The sequence below is a fragment of the Pauljensenia sp. OF14-1SRA genome, from assembly GCF_027694595.1.
Classification (GTDB): domain Bacteria; phylum Actinomycetota; class Actinomycetes; order Actinomycetales; family Actinomycetaceae; genus Pauljensenia; species Pauljensenia turicensis_B.
The window spans coordinates 63960-84020 of record NZ_JAQEVQ010000009.1 but is presented as its reverse complement, the minus strand read 5'-3'; the positions used below and the strand labels follow the sequence as shown (position 1 = coordinate 84020).

The following is a 20061-nucleotide window of genomic DNA, read 5'->3' as shown; positions in this document are numbered from 1 at the left end:
AGGTCCTTGCCCTCTGCGTCCTTCCACACCTTCGATACCTTCACCTCGGTCTTTTCTGGAGTTCCAAACTCAACGCCACCGTTTGAGCCAATACCGCCACCGCGCGGAGACTGGTTCTTCGTGATAATCAACCTTGCCCAGGACTTCGCGCGGTCCTTCGCGTCCTGATCCATAATTGTCTTTAGGCCCGCGTTGTGAAGCGAGGTCCGATAATCACTGGTTTCGTCGGATTCCCTCTCCTTACCATCGAACACCTGCTTCTTACCAGGATTCTCGGTATCGAAACGAGGTTGATTGTATCCGCCATCCTTGTAGAAGGTAGGCTCGCCACCACCTAGCATGAGCGAATCGATAAGCATGCGTGCGGAAGTGGACCCTCCATAGGCATCATGCGCAATGTCATCGCCCCAGTGGTGATCGGTAGCAGTCGTTGGGGATTGGTTATCGAATATCGCCACGCCGTTCGTGACGTGTATCAGCATGCTCCCTGTTGGGCAGAGCCAAACACCGCCGCCGACTGCAACAACGCCTCCATCGGTTGTGCTGTTCTCGGTGATGAGAGTGTCCTTGAAATGGGCGGTATACGACTGGGTGGCAACGTACATGCCACCACCCTGTTGGGTAGCAGTATTTCTCTCGATCATACCTGCGTTAAGGTGTACACCGTTGGAAACCACGTTGACGCCGCCACCTGTGCGGGAAGCACTGTTGCCAATAATGCTACCGCCATTCATAGTGAAGCCACCGGGGGAAAGTTTGGTCCACGCTTCCGTATTCGGTTCGCCGTATTCAGCCTGGGTGCACTTGAAACCGTCCCCGGCAACTTCCTGCCAAGTGCCAGCCGCGCCCCACACGAACAGATCCATAGCATTTACACCGCCACCGTTGCTCGCATGGTTGTTTTCGATGGTGCCACCGTTCATCGTGACGTCGGCATTTCCAAAGATGTTTATGCCACCGCCTCCAAAGCTTGCATCACCTTCTGAGATCTCGCCGTCATTGAATTCGAACGTTGCCCGCCTTGACGTCGTGTCTTCATCACGCGCTGGACAATTCCAAATCCAGGAGAATACATTGATATTGCCAACCCAGCCGGTGTTTTGCGTGACTTTGCCACCATTGATTTCCAGGTGGGCGCCGTTAAAGACGCCGATTCCGCCTACTTCACCGTAAGCGCCCGCCGATGTATCTGTTTCGCCCTTGGAGATCTCGCCGCCGTTCATCACCATCGTGGCGCCGTCAGTCAATGCAACGTTACCTGCGCCACGTTGCACGCTGGTGGCAGAGTCTTTCTTGCGATGGTTATCGGTGATCGTTCCACCATTCATAGTGAATTTAGATTCTTCGCCCTGCGCCGTGACAGCACCTTGATAGAAGCCACTCAGCTTCCGCGCACCAGTAATGGTGCCGGCGTTCATCACCAGTTCGCCTTCCACGAGAATCGTGGGGGAGAAGCTGGAGCCCGTCACAACATTGTCGTATTGTGCGCGCGAGTCGATAGTGATGCCCTCGCCTTTTCCGGTGCCATCAGAGAGTGTGAGTTTTGCGCCCTTCTCAACCTGCAATAGGCTGCCGGTGAAGTTACCGTCATCACGAATGATCTTGCTTTCTGATGACCACGGAGATATGTCTGCGTCCACTAGCTCAATATCTGCGCCAGCGGGAATAACAATAGTCTTCGTCAGCAGAGTCTCGGTACCGTTACCAATTTCAATCCTGGTCGGGGTAGTTCCAGCCTGTGCGATGAGTTCTTCTAGACGGTCCGGCTCACAGTACAGAACACGTCCCTCTTCATAGCACTTGAGAACCTGCCGGTCCGGGGATTCTGGCGCGGCTTCGGCAATCGGAGGCAGGCCAGTGCCCATCACCACTAGAAATACCGTTAGACATGTCGCCCACAAGGCGGGGAGAAAACTGTAGCGCTTTGTGCTTTTCACTTTTCCGCTTTCTTTAGAGTGCAAGAAGAGCCTCGGAAAATGGCCGGAGAGCTTATAGGACTAAAGACATGTTGCCAGAGGAATCGGGAAGAAACAAGATACTGCTTTGTATAGACAAAATAATCATAATGCGAGCCAACACCTAGCGGGATCGTCGGATACGATCCGACGTGTTGCGCGACGTCAAAAGTGGTCGGTCACACAACGCAATAGGTGAAGCCAAATGATCGCGAAAAGACTTGGGAATTGAGTCCCAAATGTGAAAGACTCGAAGTAACATTGCGCGTAATCTGGCCCGTTGTTTAGCAGACCAGAGGTCGCTCTTATAAGAGGAGTTAATAATGATGGCCCGTTGGGTTCGGTCGTTGGGAATTTTGCTGGTCACAGTGTTGGCGACAGTCGGGATGTCTGGGGGAGTAGCTCAGGCAGCCGATATTACTTCCTGGGACGACGTTATTGCTACGGTTAATGGTCTTGGTGACGGTGAGTCAACAGAACTGTCAATCACATCAGAAATCACCGTAGAGGACGGTGCTCAACCGCTGGTTGTGCCTGCGGGGAAACAGGTCACCTTCACGGGTAGTGGAAAGATCAGCGGTAATGGATCCCCGCTGTTCACGGTCGAAGAGGGCGGAGCGCTCACTCTATCCGGTCCGACTTTCACCAACGCGCAGTTTAGCGTTGCGGGAGATATGAGCCTGGTGAGTGGCGCGATCCGCGACACTGCGGTAACGGGCCCGGTCGTTTTTGTTAACGGAGGAACCCTGACCATTGGTGGAGAAGCCGAGTTCTCGGGAAACAACGTTTCAGATGAGTCCGGCGAACTTCTCCCGGCAGGGGTTGAAAAAGAAAAATACTCTCCAATTACGGCCTACAACGGCACCGTGCGAGTAGAAGGCGGAACGCTGAGCAAAAACACGGGGCTGCTACGCGGTGGCGCGATTGGCCTATGGGCCAGAGACGGTGGACAGCCAACCTTTGAAATGACGGGTGGAACGTTAACTGGAAACGTTATTAGTCACCCCAAATACAGAGGCCGTGGCGGTGCAGTGTACGGCGAGGGAACCTTGGTGAATATCTCCGGAGGCACCGTGCAGGAGAACACCACGGAGATCGGTGCGGGTCTTGCCTTTATCAATAGTGACGTGTCTCTATCAGGTGGGGTTGTTGTTCAAGGCAATGACAACGGGGAGTATGAAGGCGTTGGCGGCGGCCTGTATCAAGACGGAGGCACGCTGAACGTCAGCGATGCAACGTTTACAGGGAACGTGTCCACTGGTGCCGGCGGTGCGATCTACACAGAGGGCGATACAAAGGTCGATATTGCCGGCGCCGAGATAACTTCTAACAGCGCTGCGAGGTCTGGTGGAGGCGTCGCTTTCGATGGAACTACGAAGGCGGTGATCCACGCCGCAGTTTTGAACGGTAACACCTCGGAAGGCTTCTGGGGTGGCGGAGCGATGTACATCGACGGCAAAGCCGAGGTCACGATTTACAACGGTCTTATTCGTGACAACGTCATTAAGTCTGGTTTTCTCATTCAAGCCGGCAACCACCCTGTGAGCGCTCAAGGTGGTGGTGTCTGGAACTGTCCCACGGGCTCCACAATCATGCACGTAACTCGTGGCGTGGCGATTTTTGACAATGTGGCACCCAATGTCTTCAAGGGGCAAAACGCTGGTGCCGGTGATGATTTCGCCAGCATTATCACACATGAATTCGGTAAGCCGGTAGCAGGTCATTCGGTTGTTGTTGCTGAACGTATGCTTGGTGGAAGCCCGCGCGCTTGGTACCAGGACGGTTCGATTTATGGTATTCACGGTAACTGGTCCGCTGAGGGAAAGGTTCCGCGCTACTCAGTGGAGGGGCCGAACACGGCTATCAAGCCAAACGAAGAAATTTCCCAAGACATTGCCTTCAAGTCTGTCCCAACTGAGGACGCTAAGGCTATCGCGGAGACTCTTGCGACTGTAAAGATCACCAATAACGTAGCCACCGGCACTGGTATTTCCGGAGCTGGCATCGCGAACAACGGTACTTTGACCTTCGGCGATCCTGAACCGTGGAAACTGAAGCTGGAAAAGAAGTGGGCTAATGATGATCCAGAAAATCGCCCCGAGAGCATTTTGGTGGACGTGAAACTTGGTGACAAGACGCTACAGACCATCGAGCTCACAAAGGAGAACGGTTGGAAGGCTGAGCTCACCAACTATCCCGATCCAAGCACGCTCATTGATGCCAAGACGGGCGAGACTATCCCGCTAACCTTCGTCGAGCATGAAGTCGATGGCTACATATCTCACGACGCAGTAGTGACGGAAAACAAAGACACAAAGACGATCGAGGTCGCGATCGTTAACGAACCTCCCACGTCGGTCGATGTTGAGAAGCGGTGGTCTGGTGATGTGGAGGCTGATCGTCCGGGTTCTGTGACTATCAACTTGTTGGCTGATGGTCAGCAGACGGATAAGTCTTTGGAACTGACTGCCGAGAATGGCTGGAAGGGCACGTTTGCTGACTTGCCGAAGTATGTGACGGTTGATGGTGAGAAGACCGAGATTGTCTACACGGTGGTTGAGGTAGAGGTTCCTGGCTACACTCCTTCCATTAGTGGTAGTGCAGCCGAGGGGTACGTGGTTACTAACACCAAGGAAGCTCCACCAGTTACCTCGGTACCTGTTGAGAAGCGGTGGTCTGGTGATGTGGAGGCTGATCGTCCGGGTTCTGTGACTATCAACTTGTTGGCTGATGGTAAACAGACGGATAAGTCTTTGGAACTGACTGCCGAAAATGGCTGGAAGGGTACGTTTACCGATCTACCTAAGTATGTGACGGTTGATGGTGAGAAGACCGAGATTGTCTACACGGTGGTTGAGGTAGAGGTTCCTGGCTACACTCCTTCTATTAGTGGTAGCGCAGCCGAGGGGTACGTGGTTACTAACACCAAGGACACCCCACCTCCGTTGGCTCGCACCGGCTCGGCAGTTCAAGGCCTGATAGTAGTGGGCGTGGTCCTGCTTGCTGCGGGAACCTGGGCTGTATCCAAGCGTCGTCGTCGCGCATAAGCAAGTGCAGGTGGGCCCCGCTAAACGGCGGGGGCCCACCCGGCTCACAGTAACTGGCTTCCTCATTATTTAGTGAGCTTCACGCACAACATTTCACCTTCCGGCTAATCCCTGGGAGGTGTTTTGTTATTGCTATCCGGTCACATTAACTCTGTTCGATTAGTGCCCCGTCAGAAAGAACCAACGCGCACCAGTAAGAACCACCACGGCGGCAAGGATGACCCGCGAAGCATCTGAAGATATTAGCTAGAATCGGTGCTCGTGTATACCGCTAAGAATCTTGACACTCGTGCTCGGCGAATCGTTGCCTGGGTTGCCATCCTAAACCTCATCGGCTTCATCATTGAGTTAGTGATCGCCTCAATCATTGGCTCAGCCGCACTCTTTGCAGATGCCGCCGACTTCCTTGAAGACTTCCTCATTAACATGCTTGTGCTCACCGCCCTGGGCTGGTCGGTAGCAAGCAGGAGGAAAGCCAGTTACGGCCTGGCCGGCCTCATCCTCATTCCCGCAGTTGCGGCATTTGGCACCGCGATATGGAAAATGATCTCCGGGGAGGCGCCGGAGCCACTCACCTTGTCGGTAACCGCCATCATCGCAATGCTAATCAACCTCGCCAGCGCGCTACTACTACTGCAACTGCGTAAGCACGATACAGCGTTAGTGCGAGGTGCCTGGCTGGCCGCCCGCAATGATGTGCTCGCAAACCTTTTGATCCTTGCCGCTGGCGTTGTCATGGTGTTCTGGTTCAGCCCCTGGCCAGACATCGCGGTTGGTCTTGTTATCGGCTTCATCAACCTCTCGGCTGCGGCAGAAGTGTTTGAGCAAGCTCGTGCAGAAACTCCGGAGCTTGAGCTCGACGATGACGATGAGTAGGTGCGAATAAGCCTAGGCTAGGTGGGTAAAGCAAACCCCAGGAAGGCAGCTGAGTGATCTCAGTTGTCTTCCGGGGGTTCTTTGTAACTACTGTGCTTGTAGGCAGGTTGCGTGTTGCTCGTTGGTTACATGAACCTGCGTGCGGTTAGCGCGCCACCTGCAAGGAGTAGTAGGGCGGAAAGGCCGACGAGGGAAGCGACCTCAGCACCAGTTTTAGCGAGCTTCTTCTTAGGCTTTGTGGCCTCGGGCGTGCTAGGCGTGGCCTTACATGCGGGGTCCATTGCAGTATCGTGGCTGTCCCAGGTCCACTCGGTCACAGCATCGTCAGCGAAGAAGTAACCGTCCAGCGCGGAGGCCTTAACTACTACCTTCGAGTTGTATGGATAGATGTAGTTACCATCCTTGTTAGCTTTCAGCTCAACGCCGTTTGCAGTAACGGTGTAAGCCACGCCCTCGGTCTTCTGGATCGTCACATGAGGCTCGACGGTGCAAGAGGAAGGATCAGCAGCGGAAGGTTTGACCAGCTTTGGGGCAGCCGGAGTTGCCAACTCTTCAGCTGGATCTAGTGTGCACGGCTTAGAAGCGACGCTGAGCTCCCACTTCGTGTCACCCTCAACTACGAACTTGTCCTTGAAATCCTGTTTCAGTAGCGCCGCTACCGAGACAGTGGTGCCTGTCTGAACCTGCTCGTAGTCAAAGTACTTGGATTCAGGAATCTTGACCGTGCCGTTAACTCCGCACTTATCGGAATCTACAACGGTCGGAGCCTCGGGGGTAATCTTGCGGACAGCAGAGCTTACCTTTACAGTCCAGCCGTCAAGGTCATTTCCTTCAACGCTTTCAACGCGGAAGAGCTTAGCCTCTTCTGGATCATCAATCGATGCTGTTAACTGGTACCACTTGTAACGACCCGTGTATCCAGAGAAGATGTCCAGGCTATTGCCAATTGAAGCGCGAGTAATTGGGCTGTCTTGATTACCTACGTTATCGGCAGAGGGCCTACGAGAATCTCCGTCGGCGAAAACATACTTGTTTGCAGCAGGGTCGCCACCCTTGGTGATAAGGGGCTTGTAAACTTTTTCGCCGTCTTCTGTAACTTCGTCTCCGGCCTTATGTTGCGATACCCCAATTGTGATTGTGGGTGCCTTGCCGGCGGGAACCTCACCTAGATAGGTTTCCCCATCCCACTCGCCTTTAACCAACTCAAACTTGAAATCGGTATTGGCCTGCTGGTACATAGCCACTTGTTTCACGCCATTGTTATATCCGGTTCCAAAAGAGAACTGGCTGGGTCCGTGTTTCCCTAAGCGATATTGGTAGCAGTCTCGAATACCGATCTTGTCAACACCCGCGTACTTGGGGTCCTTGAGGTTCACGTCGAGTGGAATCTGCTCATCTTTGCCAACGGTTAGTGTGAGCATTGGCCACTCGTAGCCAAGCAGGCCACCGGTTTCTTTACCGGCTTTGAATTCGTAGACCGGACAGTATAGAAGCACGTTGATTGTGGTGCCTTCAAGCGCCGGGTCATACCGTTTTACTTTGTCACTCCAAGTAACCTCGAAGGTCTTGACATTGCTACCGTCGTCAACACTGGGTGCTGCTACAGCGGCAACTGCCCCCCCCAGTGTCAGTGCTGCCGCGCCTGCGAAAGCAGTTGTGGCGCGCAACCAATTCTTCATGAATCCTCCTGTAGTGAAGATGGGAAAACAGTAGTGACGCTATCAAGAAAAGGGTTGATTCGTCCAGAGTCAAGAGTTAAAAAGATATGTGGCATATTCGGTGTCGTATGTATACCACTGACTCACTACCCCCGAGTGATCCAATGGATCCAGTTCATTCCGGGGATAGTTATGTGAAGATGTCTTGAGACAGACGTTTCTCGTAGTGAGACATCACCTAGGTTTCAAAGTCAGCCCAATGGTAAATCCACTTCGCAATGTCTGTGCGTGTGGCGGTGGAGGTGATGGCCACGGCAGGCACATCATCATCACCGGCGAGATCTCACCATCATCAGGCCCAGCTACGCGCCTGAACCAGGACGGCATTGCGGACGGCGGGCTACTACCCGAACCGGTTCCTCATCTACGTGTGGGTGCATCGCCAATCCGCCGACATCGGCGTAGGTGTTATCACCTCTATCTATTGGGTGGTTGAACGATACTGAGTTCAACTCGACGGCTACCAGGTGATGAAAGGCATCGGCGTCCACGATACGGTGCTGACCAATGCACCAATGCACCAATGCGCCGATGCGTCTTTCCACTGGGACGAGGTTCTCGTTTGGTGCGCGGAGGACACAGCTGAGTCGGACGGTATCAATGTGCCGATTCTTCGTTGTGTGATGAGATCATTTCATCATCGATGATCTCCTGAACGGGATCCTCGCCGGCGACGAGCTTGCCGGACGAACCGGTGCCCAGACGTTCCAGGGCGAGGCGGCCAACCAGCTGCTGGTTTGTGGTCGTGCGTTGCGAACGTGCGCCCGACAGGAATGAGAAGAACCAGTGAACCAAGGTGCCGATCTGCGACTTGAAGCCAACGATGTACAGCAGGTGGAGGAAACACCAAGCCGCCCAAGCGATAAAGCCGGTCAGGCGCATCTTGCCGATCTTCACGACCGCCTTGAAGCGGGCGATCGTCGCCATTGACCCCTTGTCGAAGTACGTGAAAGACTCGGTTGTTTCCGGCTTGCCAGCAAGACGCGCTGCCACAATCTTTGCTGCATAGCGAGCAGACTGGATCGCTCCCTGGGCAACGCCTGGCACGTCCGGGAAGCTCATCATGTCACCGAGGACAAAAATCTCCGGGTGGCCGGGAACAGTGAGGTTCTTTCCTACAATGACGCGACCCGCACGGTCAAGCTCCGCACCGGCCTTGTCACGAAGAACAGCGCCAAGCTCGGACGCCTGGACGCCGGCAGCCCACACCTTGCAGTTTGAACGAATCGTTTCGGTTGAGCCGTCCTTGAACTTCAGAGTGACGGTGTCGTGGTCAAGGTCAGTGACAAATGCTTGGGTCTTCACCTCGACGCCGAGCTTTTCAAGCTCGTGGCGCGTCACGTCACCGAGCTTCTCGCCAAACACGGGGAGAGGACGATCAGCACCGTCAACGAGGATGACGCGAGCCTTCGTCGGATCGATTGCGCGGAACTCCTTTGCCAGCGTGTGTGATGCCATTTCGCGAATCTGACCAGCCATCTCAACACCGGTCGGACCTGCGCCAACGACAACGAACGTGAGTAGACGGTCGATCTCGTTGTGATCGGATTCGATTTCAGCCTTCTCGAACGAGTCGAAGATGCGGGCACGGAGTTCGAGCGCGTCGTCGATTGTCTTCAGGCCGGGAGCAAACACGGCGAAGTGATCGTTGCCGAAGTACGACTGGCCGGCGCCGGCAGCAAGGATCAGCGTGTCGTAGGGAGTCGTCTGCTCTTCATTGTGATTACGCCAAATAACGACTTTGTTTTCAATGTCGATGTCTTCAACGAGCGCCTGCAGAACGCGAACATTCTTCTGCTTCTTGAGGATCTCACGTGTCGTTGGCGCAATGTCGCCTTCGGAGAGGATGCCAGTTGCGACCTGATAGAGCAGGGGCTGGAATAGGTGGTGACCGGTCTTGGCTAGAATCGTGATTTCAGCGTTCGCGTGCTTCAGCTTCTTCGCGGCTTCAAGTCCAGCAAAACCTGAGCCGATGATGACGATGCGGTGCACCAGATCCTCCTCATAAATTAAGTAAGGCTTACCTTACCAATTGAGTCGGTGGAGTTGACAGTCCCCATCCGTCTTTGAGGGAGTGAGAGTACCCACGTCCTCTTCACTCATGTACGAGGCCACGATCACCAGATCAACGATGCCTCGCAAAGGCGCGGAGCAAAGCAATCGTTTAGTCAAAAAGACGTTGCGTCGCCTGAATATCCGGTTTCCCGTTCGGCAATTGAGGGAGAGTATCAACCCAGATCGCTCGGCGTACTCGTTCCCACGGCGCACACTGATCACTAATCAGGTCAGCGATCTCCAATGCATCGAAGTCGGCGACATCAAGCAATTCTTCTGAGATCGGTCCGCGAACGATTGCCGCTGCAACAACCTGACCCCACCGATTATCCTTCACACCCACAACGCAGGCGTTTGCGATATGAGGTAGTCCGCGTAGCAGTTCTTCGATGCGCCCGGGAGCCACAAGCTCGCCACCCGTGTTAATCATTCGCGAGGCACGACCAATGATGTGATACCAGCCGTTTTCATCGCGCGTGGCGAGGTCGCCTGTGCGCAGCCAATCGTCATGCATGCTTGCGAGACCTCGTTCCCCGTTGGTCACGAAGGAGGTTGAAACGCCGGGGCCTCGTACCTCGATTTCGCCCAACTCACCCACGCCGGCTAGATGGCCGTCAGCGTTCATCAGACGCGCATCCACGTAAGGGAAAGGTTGGCCCAATGCTCCCGCTGGAGCGTCGGCATCGGGGGAGGTCATCATTCCCGCCCCGGAAGTCTCCGTCATTCCCCACACGTGGATCGGTCGCAAGCCGGCGCTCCGCAGACGCTCAGCCAAAGCCGGTCCCATCGCATCTCCGCCGATCAGCGGGCGTTCCCATGATGAAATATCTGCGCCGACGGACTCATTCGTGTCGAGCAACATGTGGCACATGACTGGGACAGCAAACATCATCGAGATGCGGTGTTTTTCGATTGCACGCAGGATATCGGCCGGGTTGAACGTCGGGAAGACGATGATCGTTCCACCGTGGCTGAAGACATCCATCGACGTGCCATTGAAGCCACCGATATGCGAAATTGGCGCGCACACCCCCACGACATCGCGTGCCGGTAGATATTCGAAGCCGTCGCGGAAACACATCGAACCCCACCACATGTGGGCGTGAGTGAGTTCAACTCCTCGGGTACGTCCTGTTGACCCCGAAGTAAAGACAATCGCACCCGTCTCGTGTGCGCAGGCCGGAGGTTCACCTTCGATCGGCGTGGAGTCCAGCGCGCTCGAAGCAAAGGCGTCGACCGTCATAAACTCCGCGCCTACACTGACCGAACGTTGCAAAGCGGGCGCGACCTCGTCGATCAAAACGAGAGCTGGATCGAGCGAATCCACAATCGACTGCGTGACGGTGAGCGGTAGGCGTTCCGAAAGTGGAACGGTCACCGCGTGAAGCCACGAGCACGCAACGTGTAGAACGAAAACCCAAGCGTTGTTACGGCCAGCAAACACGACACGGTTACCCTCGCCAATGCCGAGCGAGCGCAAATATGTTGCCACACGGCGCACCGCGTCGGCACTTTCGGCGACGTTCCACACGCTGTTATCCGGCCAAATGATCGACATGCGGTTCGGGTGCTGACGCCCAGCACGTACCAAAACACGGGCCGGTGAATAATCCGGAGTCGCCAGGGCCTCAGGCAACGGGAACCCCGGGCTGTGTCGTGGCTTCGCGCGCCTCACGCCGTGCGCGACGCTCACGCATATTCGCCAGAACTGTACTCGCTTCCTGCAGAGTGGAACCGGAATTATCTAGGTGCTTCAACTGCTCAGGAATCTCAAACCCGCGAGCGCGCATGCCCTTCGCCCACAGCAATCCCGCGCGGTACGACGAGCGCACAAGCGGGCCAGCCATGACGCCAGCGAAGCCCATTTCTTCAGCTTCGGCTGCGATCTCAAGGAATTCTTCGGGGTGAACCCAGCGATCAATCGGGTGGTGCAGGGCAGAAGGACGCAAGTATTGCGTGATGGTCAGCAAATCACAGCCCGAATCGTGCAGGTCGTGCATCGCTTCGCTGATTTCTTCACGCGTCTCACCCATACCGAGGATCAAGTTCGACTTCGTCACCATGCCACCGTTGTGTGCACGCTGAATCATCGCAAGCGAACGGGCATAGCGGAACGCGGGGCGGATCTTCTTAAAGATACGAGGCACCGTCTCCAAGTTGTGCGCGAACACCTGCGGGCCGGCTTCAATGACCATGTCGATTGACTCGTCCTGACCGCGGAAGTCGTCAACCAACAGTTCAACGCCGGTTGATGGGCTTTTCTCGTGGATCAAACGGCAGGTTTCGGCGTACAACCACGCTGCGCCGTCGGGCAGATCGTCGCGGGTGACGCCGGTGATCGTCGCGTAGCGCAGTTCCAGTTCGCCAACAGACTCGGCGATTCGACGAGGCTCGTCCTGGTCATATTCGGTGGGCTTACCGGTCGCGATATCGCAGAAGTCGCAACGACGTGTGCAGAGCGCTCCACCTAAAAGGAACGTCGCCTCACGGTCTTGCCAGCACTCGTAAATATTCGGGCAACCCGCTTCGGCGCAGACAGTGTGCAGTCCCTTGGCGTGCGACATGGAACGCATATCGTGATAGTTCGCGCCGGTGTTCGCTGTCGTGCGAATCCACTCGGGCTTGTTTTCGATAGGAGTGCGCGAGTTGCGAACTTCCACTCGAAGCAGTTTGCGTCCTTCGGGATCAGGCAAGGTACTCACAGGCGTTTCCCTTCGAATAGGTGATCTCTTGGTTGGGGTCAGCCAGCTGAGGGCGGATTGAAGAAATAAGGTGCGAAACAAGTGCGTCAGCAGCAGTGCGCAACGGGACGTTCACGCCTTCCCATGACAGGCAGGCAACATCAGCGTCGAAGAGGCCGCACGGGATGATTCCCGCGAACGCTTCCATCGGGTCAATATCGACGTTCAGGGCGACGCCGTGCAATGTGGCGCCTCGTGCAACTTTCAGTCCGATGGCGCAAATCTTGCGGTCGCGACGTCCCTCTTCGGTCAGCCACACTCCTGCGCGCCCGTCGATGCGGTGAACGGGTAGCCCCCATTCTTCGCGCACTGTTTCAATAACACCCGCTTCAACGCTACGGATCCATGCGTACAGGTCGACGGGCTCCTTGAGCCTGACATTTGGGTAGACAACAACTTGTCCTGGTCCGTGCCACGTCGCGGAACCGGCGCGGTCCACATGGAGTACCCGAACAGTGGAATCCGGAATATCTTCGGGTTTCGTGTGGCGGCCAGCGGTCCAGGTGGGGGCGAATTGGGTGACAATGATCGAATCGCCGTCACCAGCGGCTGCCTGGTCGTGGAGTTGACGCTGCAGTCGGTCTACTTCCATGTAGTCCGACGTTCCCGCATCAATAAGGTCGATGACGTGCACGTAGGAATGATAGAACGCCAGACCTTTCGTTTCTTAATTGAAATGGCCCTTTGCGCACGTGTTCTCGAAAGTAATGCATTTTTTCCGCGCTATCACGCCAATCGGGGTATGAGGCTCCGACAGATAACGAAAAACCATTGAAAACACGTATTTCTTCAGTGTTTCCTCACGTTTATCCGCGCTCGCCAGCATCTTTCGATTGGCTATCCTTTAAAGCGTGAGTAACCAATGGACTATTTCAGATGTCATGGCGCTGATGGAAGCGTGGTATCCCGCCTCCCGTGCCGAGTCGTGGGACCGAGTCGGATTGGTCGCAGGCGACCCATCCGCTCACGTCACCTCAATCCTGCTGGCCGTCGACCCCGTTTCGGCTGTCGTTGATGAAGCGATTGACGAGGATGCCGGCCTCGTCATCACTCACCACCCGCTGTACCTTCGCGGAACGAGTTTCCTGCCGACATCTGACCCCAAGGGCGCGTCCATCACTCGCCTCATTAAAAACGATATCGCCCTGTTCAACGCGCACACAAACGCTGACGTCAGCGCAGATGGCGTCGGCGACGCACTCGCACAGTTGGTGGGAATCAACTCTCCATCACCGCTGGTTCCCACCGGAATTGACCAGGCCGGGCGTCCCATTGGGCACGGACGTATTGGTTCGATTACGCCCACTCGTTTAGGCGACTTCCTTGACCTGGTCGCCGAGCGATTGCCCGCAGGACCTCACGGAATCTTCGGATCCGGAGACCCCGGCAAAATCATCGAACGCGTCGCAGTATCCGGGGGAGCGGGAGACTCTTTCCTTGAGGCAGCACGTGAAGGCGGAGCGGACGTCTTTTTAACCGCTGACCTGCGACATCACCCGGCATCCGAACACCTTGAAGGCGGGGCGCCTGCCCTGATTTGCGGCAGTCACTACGCCACCGAATGGCCGTGGCTCCCGATCCTTGAACGCAAGTTAGTGCAGGCTGCATCAACTGCAAATGTGGAAGTGAGAGTAAAAGTCTCTACGATTATCACGGAGCCGTGGACCAGCCACCGCCCAACATTAGGAGGACGCAAGTGAAAGCAACATATCTGAATCAGCTCAGCCTGCTCGAACTCAAATCCTTCGACCAGCGCGAATCCGCGCTTCGACACGCCCGCGACTCCCATCCGGCGCACGGCGTTGTCCGCGAGCTCGCAGGACGCCTCGACGACCTGAAGCGCGCAGCCGTCACCCAAGGCGCAGCAATCGCAGATATTGAACGAGACGTCCAACGTAGCGCCGGCGAGATCGAACGTGTGAGCGCCAGACGAGCTAAGCAACAGAGTCGAATCGACAGCAACCAGGTTCCTCTTCGCGACATCAACGCGATGGAACATGAAATCGCTCAAATGGATAAGCGCTTGTCCGCTTTGGAAGACGAACAGCTCGACGGTGAAGAACGTCTTGAGGCAGCTAAGAATGCTCGTCAAGCAATGATTGACGAAGCGAAAGCGATCGCTGCCGACATTGAAAAGACCAAGCAGGAATTCGCTGCCGACGTGAAAGAAAGCGATGATGAACTTCGCGATGTGATCGCCAAGCGTCGTGCGCTTGCTGAATCGCTTCCAGAAGACCTCGTGGGCGAGTATGAACGTGTTCGCGCAAACCTAGGTGCGCTCGCGATCTTCGAAGTACGCAACGGTGTTGGTATTGGAATGGCAGCGGAGCTATCCCCGGCCGAACTTGAACAGATTCGCCTCACCCCCGAAGACCAGCTCTACTGGACTGAAGATACCGGCGCGATCGTTGTGAGGACGACTCAAGCCTGAAACCGATCGCTTGGGATCGTGCCCCGGTGGCGGGTTGTGTCGCCTCGTATGACAGCACTACTCTACGACGGCCAGCATCTGCTCCCATAGTCCGATCAGTCGGTGACCAACACCAGTTGAGTGAGTGACCCGCCCTGCTTTGTCGGTTTCGCCTCAGGTACTTCCACGTCGGTAACCGCATGAGCACCACCCTGAGCGTCCATGATCGGATCCAAGGTTGTGGCTGAACACAGAGCCTCAACGATGGCGTCGAAATCCGCATCAGCCGAAATTGACGCGTAGAGGTGAGCGCACGCAAGGCCTCGCCACCGCTTCGCATCGTGGGAAATCACCGAACGCTTCCCATTCGCCTGACGAACCACGCCGATCTCGATGCGATGCGCCCAAGGGGCGAGGCAGGCACTGCGATACGGGCCAGAACGAGCATCAACAATCGGAGCTCCTTCAGCTTCTGCTTTGAGCGATGCATCAAGGGGCTTCTTCCAATAGGTCGGCAATGGGCCAACCCCCGGCAGTTTCGTGCCCATCGCAAGACGGTGGTTGGGCAGGACATCGTCGAGGTTCACCACACCAAAAAGCCCAGAGAAGACACGCGTTGTTTCACACGCGACCGCATGGTGTTGCTTCGGCAGTGTCGGGAATGAGACAGCGTCATAGAGAACGCCTGTAAACAGGTTTTCAGCCACGTCACATGGTGCAGAATATAAGTCGATATTCGCCTGTAAATCAGCAGCAGAAGCCGGGCCAAGACCGAACAACTGAGCAGCGTCGTCGCGAACGCTGAGCGCCTGAACGTCGCGGATCAAGTTTTCTCGCCAGGATGCAAGCTCAGGGCGTGCAAGCTGGGCCACGTCAAAGCGAGGCCCACGTGCTGGTGGTGTTTTGGATTCGGACGGGGGTAACCAGATGAACATAGGTGAAGCCTAGCGGGTGCGTTAGACTATGGGCGCGGATGAGTCGGTTGGGCGACCGCGCGGACCACACGGTTCTCGAGGAACGTCCGGGCTCTACAGGGCAGGGTGATGGCTAACAGCCACCCGGGGTGACCCGAGGGATAGTGCCACAGAAAATAAACCGCCGCGCAAGCGGTAAGGGTGAAAAGGTGAGGTAAGAGCTCACCAGCGGTTTGGGTGACCGAGCCGGCTTGGTAAACCCCACCCAGAGCAAGACCGAGCAGCAGGTATGGGTGGCCCGCCCGACGCCTGCGGGTAGGTTGCTTGAGGCGTTTGGCAACAAACGTCCTAGATAGATGGTCGCCACCGCTTGTGCGGGACAAAACCCGGCGTACAGACCGACTCATCCGTCCCTATACGTCGGGTTTTCGCTGATCTATGCGATTCTACGCTTACGCTCCGTTAACTCTTGTGTCGGCGTGGATGCTTCTCTTGGAACCTCGAACCCCACGACGACTGCGCGCGAGCAGCGATGGCACGACGCTGATCGCGATACAGGCGTTCGATTAAGGACTGCTGCGACACCCAGCCCACCACATGCAACGAATCATCGACAACGGGGATCCCCGGCAGCCCTGATGTCTGCAGTACTTCGAGCACCTTCGACGGTAGTGCGGTGGGCGTGACGTGCACGGTGGGCAGCTTCAAAGAATCCAGCGACGAGGCCATGTCTGTTTCACTTTGGCGTGCCAGAGCAAGATCAATGGCGCTTGCAAGCCCAACGTAGGTTCCAGCATCGTCGACAACGGGAAGAGACTGGGCACCAAGGACACGCATCTTCTTAATCGCCTGATCGAGCGTGGTCGAGGGCGCCAAAGTACCGGGAGCGTCCTCCATCCAGCGTGAAACCGGGTGAGCGCCGAGCAGTGTTGCATCCACAGGGTCATCCAGAACATCGCCTCGACGACGAAGCTTCTCGGTGTAGATGGTGGCGCGTGTCAGGAACCTCGAGACGCCGGTGGCCAGAACGACGGCAAGCATCATCGGCATAATCAGCGAATACTGCCCCGTCATTTCGACGATGATCAAAACGGCGGTCATCGGAGCGCGTGCAGCTCCAGCGAATGCCGCGCCCATACCAATCACACCGAAGACTCCGGCGGGAGTGTCAGTAATGGAGGAAAGGATTTGCCCGAATGCGGTTCCGGCCATTGCGCCGATAAAAAGGGTCGGGGCAAAAACGCCACCGGAGCCACCGATACCGATCGTGTAGGACGTGTACAGGGCGCGTCCCACCATCAAAACCAGCAGGAAGCCAATCGTGTATTTGCCTGCTAGAGCGTCTTCTTCGATCGGGTATCCCGAGCCGAACATCTGCGGGAAGGTCACAATACCCGCGCCTAAAAGGATGCCGAGAACAGCCGGACGCGACCATTCGGGAAGGCTAAGACGTTTCCAGAAAGCGTCGATCACATCTTCAAGCCAATAAAGGAGCTTCGAGAAACCTAGACCCGAAAGACCAGCAAAAACACCAAGGAGCGCAACCCACCACATGTCCGTCAGATGCGAGAAAGACAGATCATGACCAAGATTCACGATCGTTTCGTCACCCTGCAACGCGCGTGCAACAACGGATGCCATCACTGAAGAAATAACGACATAGCCGAAGGTTTCGGCACTGAACTGCGTCAGAATCACTTCGAGAGCAAAGACTGCGCCAGCAAGCGGAGCATGAAAAGTTGCGGCGATGCCACCCGCTGCGCCGCAGGACGCTAAAAGAATCACGCGTTGTGGGGGCAAACGAAGAGAGGACGCCAACGAGGAACCGAGCGACGCTCCGACCTGGACAATCGGACCTTCTCGCCCCGCTGAACCACCTGCGCCAATCGTCAAAGAAGAAGCAATCAGTTTCACCACTGCGACGCGCCCGGGAATCTTCCCACCCTTGCGTCGAACGGCCAGCATCACTTCGGGAATACCGTGGCCACGTGCAGTGGGAGCGAACCTCTGAACCAGGGGCCCATAGATCAACGCTGAGACAACGGGAGCCAGAAGCAAGAACACCCAGGGGGACCAACCGAAGACTCCGTGGTTGTCACCAGCGTGCGTCGAGTAGTCGTTGTAACCGGTGGTGACCCACGTCCATCCCTGAATCATCAGGTTAAAAAGGACCGCTGCGCCACCGACGATAATGCCGACTATCGCCGCTAATAGACCGACGAAAGAACGGTGCTGACCTGCTTTTTCACCCAGTTGTGCAAAGGAAGAAACAGAAGCCCGCATCAGAGGTTGGCGATATCGATATCGGATTCAACGTCGACGTCCATGTCCCAGACACGCCCGTAGAACGCGAGCTCGGAGCTCCACGCATCACGAATCGTCTCTGCGCGACGGAAGCCGTGAGCTTCACCCGGGTAGATCTTCATCGCAACAGCGTTTCCGCGATCCTTCAGCGCATCAAACATGAGGCGTGCCTGTGAGGGAGGAACCACCTTGTCATCTTCGCCTTGCAACAGCAGAAGAGGAGCATTGATCTGGTGAATGTGAGTAATCGGCGAGCGTGTGGCCCACAGTTCGCTGTTCGGATCTTCAGTACCGATCAAGCGAGCGTCGTAACGAGACTCGAACTTGTGGGTTTCTGCAGACAGAAGGCGCAGATCAGCGATGCCATAGAGTGACGTTCCCGCGGTGAACACATCGGTGTTTGCCAGTGCGTTCAAGGCGGTGAAGCCACCGGCGGATCCGCCACGGATAGCAACACGCTTCGGATCAACGAAACCGCGGTCAACCAGGCAACGCACGCCATCAACGCAGTCATTCACATCCATAACGCCCCAGTGACCGTTGAGACGCTCGCGGTATGCGCGACCGAATCCGGTTGAACCACGGTAGTTAACGTCGAGCACCGCGAAGCCGCGGCTGGTCCAGTACTGCAATGGAATCGACAAGCCGGGGCGGGTCGAAGAAGTCGGGCCACCGTGAACGTTGACGATCAGTGGGGGAAGAGCATCCTCCGGGCCTGAAAAGTCGGGGTTCTTTGGTGCGTAGTAGAAGCCGTGCGCGGTCTCGCCATCTGAGGTTGGCCAGGAGATAATCTGCGCTGAAGAAACCAGCTTCGGGCTGATTTCAGCTTCGGATGACGGACGAATAATCGTCGTGGCACCACCCTTGATCTGAATAATTGCCGGCGTGTGCGTGGGGGAGTCAGCAAGGAAGACTACGCGACCATCGTTGGATGCCACGTTACCGATCGGCCACCAGCCGGTTGCCCATTCTTCAGCCATTCCGTTGTCGACGCGCACGGTACCGATGTGCCACGTCAGGTCCTCAGCCCACGAGCAGATCAGCAGGTCGTTATCGTAATTATCATAGGAGTGCAGACCGAGCTGCCAGTGCGGGTGCGAGAACGCCTGAGTTCCCGGGTGCATGGCACGAGTGCGAAGGCGCGTTGTCCACGCGTCTGAGGGCTCGTCATCCTTCCACGTAAAGCCTTCCGTGCGGAACAGGTTGGCCCAACCGGTCGTGTCATCGACGTGGATGAGGTCACCGTCAAGAGTCCACCGAGGCTCGTAGACACACACGTCTTCCTTGTCGACGATCGTCTTCGAAACCTCAATACGACCTTCGAAATCGAGTGCGCCCACGTGCAGTGCGCTCTGTGTCCACGGCATATGCGGGTGGTTCCACGACAGCCATGCAAGCTTCGTGCCATCAGGAGAAACTGCGGGTGCAGCAACAAAGTCAGTGCCTTCAAAAATCGTGATGATCGCAGCGTCGTTGCGTGCAGCACTACCGTCGATCGGGATTGCGACCAGCGTGTTCGTCGGTTCGCCGTCGCCCGAGTGATCTTCCCTGACCGCATAGACGAGGCCGCGAACATCATCAATCTCGAAGTCGCCGTAGCGCGACTTCGACAGCGTGGTAAGCGGAGAAATCGTACGGTGCGGGTCGTTGGTGTCGAAACGGTAGACGCGGTTATCAAAGCCGTCGGAGAACACGATGAAACCATCGAGCACCGCGTAGGCGCGACCACCGTATTCGTGAACGCGAGTGCGAATATCGGGAAGGCGAACACCGTCGATCAGGGGGAGGACCTCTGAAGTAACGCCAGCACCGGTACGACGCAACAGGGTACCTCGTCCGTTTTCTTTCGGATGTCCTTCAACCCAATAGGTAGCAGAACCATCAACACGAACCTGCGAGAGAGTGACTGACCGAGCAGTAAAAGAATCGCCGGAAATTGGGGATGTCCATTCACCGTAGGGGGCGACGGTAACGCTCATTGTTCCTCCTTGCACACAGGCATTTCGGTTGATTAAAGAAGCACGTTAGCTCTATGCTAGCC

Annotated in this window: 12 protein-coding genes, 1 other RNA gene and 1 pseudogene; 5 read left to right on the top strand and 9 right to left on the bottom strand. The window is 56.1% G+C overall.

The genetic code is table 11. The annotated features are described in order from the left end of the window. Positions 1-1865 (bottom strand): annotated as a pseudogene (locus PG731_RS06220) (Cna B-type domain-containing protein); the annotation flags it as partial. A 413-nt stretch (positions 1866-2278) separates the two neighbouring features. Here PG731_RS06220 and PG731_RS06215 point away from each other — a divergent pair. Together PG731_RS06215 and PG731_RS06210 are read left to right on the top strand one after the other, a co-directional pair. Further along, positions 2279-5002 carry a Cna B-type domain-containing protein gene (locus PG731_RS06215; RefSeq protein WP_270772831.1) on the top strand — a complete coding sequence of 908 codons (2724 nt, stop codon included), beginning with the start codon at positions 2279-2281 and terminating at the stop codon, positions 5000-5002. Positions 5003-5263: 261 nt separating this feature from the next. Then, positions 5264-5878, top strand: coding sequence for a cation transporter (locus tag PG731_RS06210; protein WP_270772830.1), 615 nt, complete (start codon positions 5264-5266; stop codon positions 5876-5878). A gap of 125 nt (positions 5879-6003) precedes the next feature. Here PG731_RS06210 and PG731_RS06205 read toward each other — a convergent pair whose 3' ends face one another. The 5 genes from PG731_RS06205 to lipB all read right to left on the bottom strand — a co-directional run bounded on the left by PG731_RS06205 (position 6004) and on the right by lipB (position 13026). Then, complete coding sequence (locus tag PG731_RS06205; RefSeq protein WP_270772828.1) at positions 6004-7557, bottom strand: hypothetical protein; 1554 nt, start codon at positions 7555-7557, stop codon at positions 6004-6006. Between the two features lie 636 nt (positions 7558-8193). Next, the gene (locus PG731_RS06200) at positions 8194-9588 is read right to left on the bottom strand and encodes an NAD(P)/FAD-dependent oxidoreductase (RefSeq protein WP_270772827.1); all 1395 of its coding nucleotides are present in this window, start codon (positions 9586-9588) and stop codon (positions 8194-8196) included. A 172-nt stretch (positions 9589-9760) separates the two neighbouring features. Next, positions 9761-11344 (bottom strand): class I adenylate-forming enzyme family protein, encoded by a 1584-nt coding sequence (locus PG731_RS06195; protein ID WP_333558943.1) that lies wholly within the window; start codon positions 11342-11344, stop codon positions 9761-9763. Further along, positions 11280-12353: a lipoyl synthase gene (lipA, locus tag PG731_RS06190; RefSeq protein WP_270772826.1), complete on the bottom strand. Its 1074-nt coding sequence runs from the start codon at positions 12351-12353 to the stop codon at positions 11280-11282. The genes PG731_RS06195 and lipA overlap by 65 nt, the downstream gene beginning before the upstream one ends. Beyond that, positions 12337-13026 carry a lipoyl(octanoyl) transferase LipB gene (gene lipB, locus PG731_RS06185; RefSeq protein ID WP_270772824.1) on the bottom strand — a complete coding sequence of 230 codons (690 nt, stop codon included), beginning with the start codon at positions 13024-13026 and terminating at the stop codon, positions 12337-12339. The genes lipA and lipB overlap by 17 nt, the downstream gene beginning before the upstream one ends. A gap of 217 nt (positions 13027-13243) precedes the next feature. On the opposite strand from lipB, the gene PG731_RS06180 reads away from it, so the two are divergent. Both PG731_RS06180 and PG731_RS06175 read left to right on the top strand, forming a co-directional pair. After that, positions 13244-14092 (top strand): Nif3-like dinuclear metal center hexameric protein, encoded by an 849-nt coding sequence (locus PG731_RS06180; protein WP_442952659.1) that lies wholly within the window; start codon positions 13244-13246, stop codon positions 14090-14092. Further along, positions 14089-14823: a zinc ribbon domain-containing protein gene (locus PG731_RS06175; RefSeq protein WP_270772822.1), complete on the top strand. Its 735-nt coding sequence runs from the start codon at positions 14089-14091 to the stop codon at positions 14821-14823. The genes PG731_RS06180 and PG731_RS06175 overlap by 4 nt, the downstream gene beginning before the upstream one ends. 95 nt (positions 14824-14918) lie before the next feature. Here PG731_RS06175 and PG731_RS06170 read toward each other — a convergent pair whose 3' ends face one another. Further along, positions 14919-15737: a YaaA family protein gene (locus PG731_RS06170; protein WP_270772821.1), complete on the bottom strand. Its 819-nt coding sequence runs from the start codon at positions 15735-15737 to the stop codon at positions 14919-14921. Between the two features lie 39 nt (positions 15738-15776). Here PG731_RS06170 and rnpB point away from each other — a divergent pair. After that, an RNA gene (gene rnpB / locus PG731_RS06165) (RNase P RNA component class A) lies at positions 15777-16126 on the top strand. Between the two features lie 52 nt (positions 16127-16178). Here rnpB and PG731_RS06160 read toward each other — a convergent pair. Together PG731_RS06160 and PG731_RS06155 are read right to left on the bottom strand one after the other, a co-directional pair. After that, complete coding sequence (locus PG731_RS06160) at positions 16179-17999, bottom strand: chloride channel protein (RefSeq protein WP_270772820.1); 1821 nt, start codon at positions 17997-17999, stop codon at positions 16179-16181. Beyond that, positions 17999-19999 carry an alpha/beta hydrolase family protein gene (locus tag PG731_RS06155; RefSeq protein WP_270772819.1) on the bottom strand — a complete coding sequence of 667 codons (2001 nt, stop codon included), beginning with the start codon at positions 19997-19999 and terminating at the stop codon, positions 17999-18001. The genes PG731_RS06160 and PG731_RS06155 overlap by 1 nt, the downstream gene beginning before the upstream one ends. Positions 20000-20061 lie beyond the last annotated feature (62 nt).

Excerpts from the sequence above, each read along its gene's own strand:
- PG731_RS06215 (WP_270772831.1), top strand. The coding sequence starts at position 2,279 with ATGATGGCCCGTTGGGTTCGGTCGTTGGGAATTTTGCTGGTCACAGTG.
- PG731_RS06170 (WP_270772821.1), bottom strand. The coding sequence starts at position 15,737 with ATGTTCATCTGGTTACCCCCGTCCGAATCCAAAACACCACCAGCACGT.
- PG731_RS06205 (WP_270772828.1), bottom strand. The coding sequence starts at position 7,557 with ATGAAGAATTGGTTGCGCGCCACAACTGCTTTCGCAGGCGCGGCAGCA.
- PG731_RS06155 (WP_270772819.1), bottom strand. The coding sequence starts at position 19,999 with ATGAGCGTTACCGTCGCCCCCTACGGTGAATGGACATCCCCAATTTCC.
- PG731_RS06160 (WP_270772820.1), bottom strand. The coding sequence starts at position 17,999 with ATGCGGGCTTCTGTTTCTTCCTTTGCACAACTGGGTGAAAAAGCAGGT.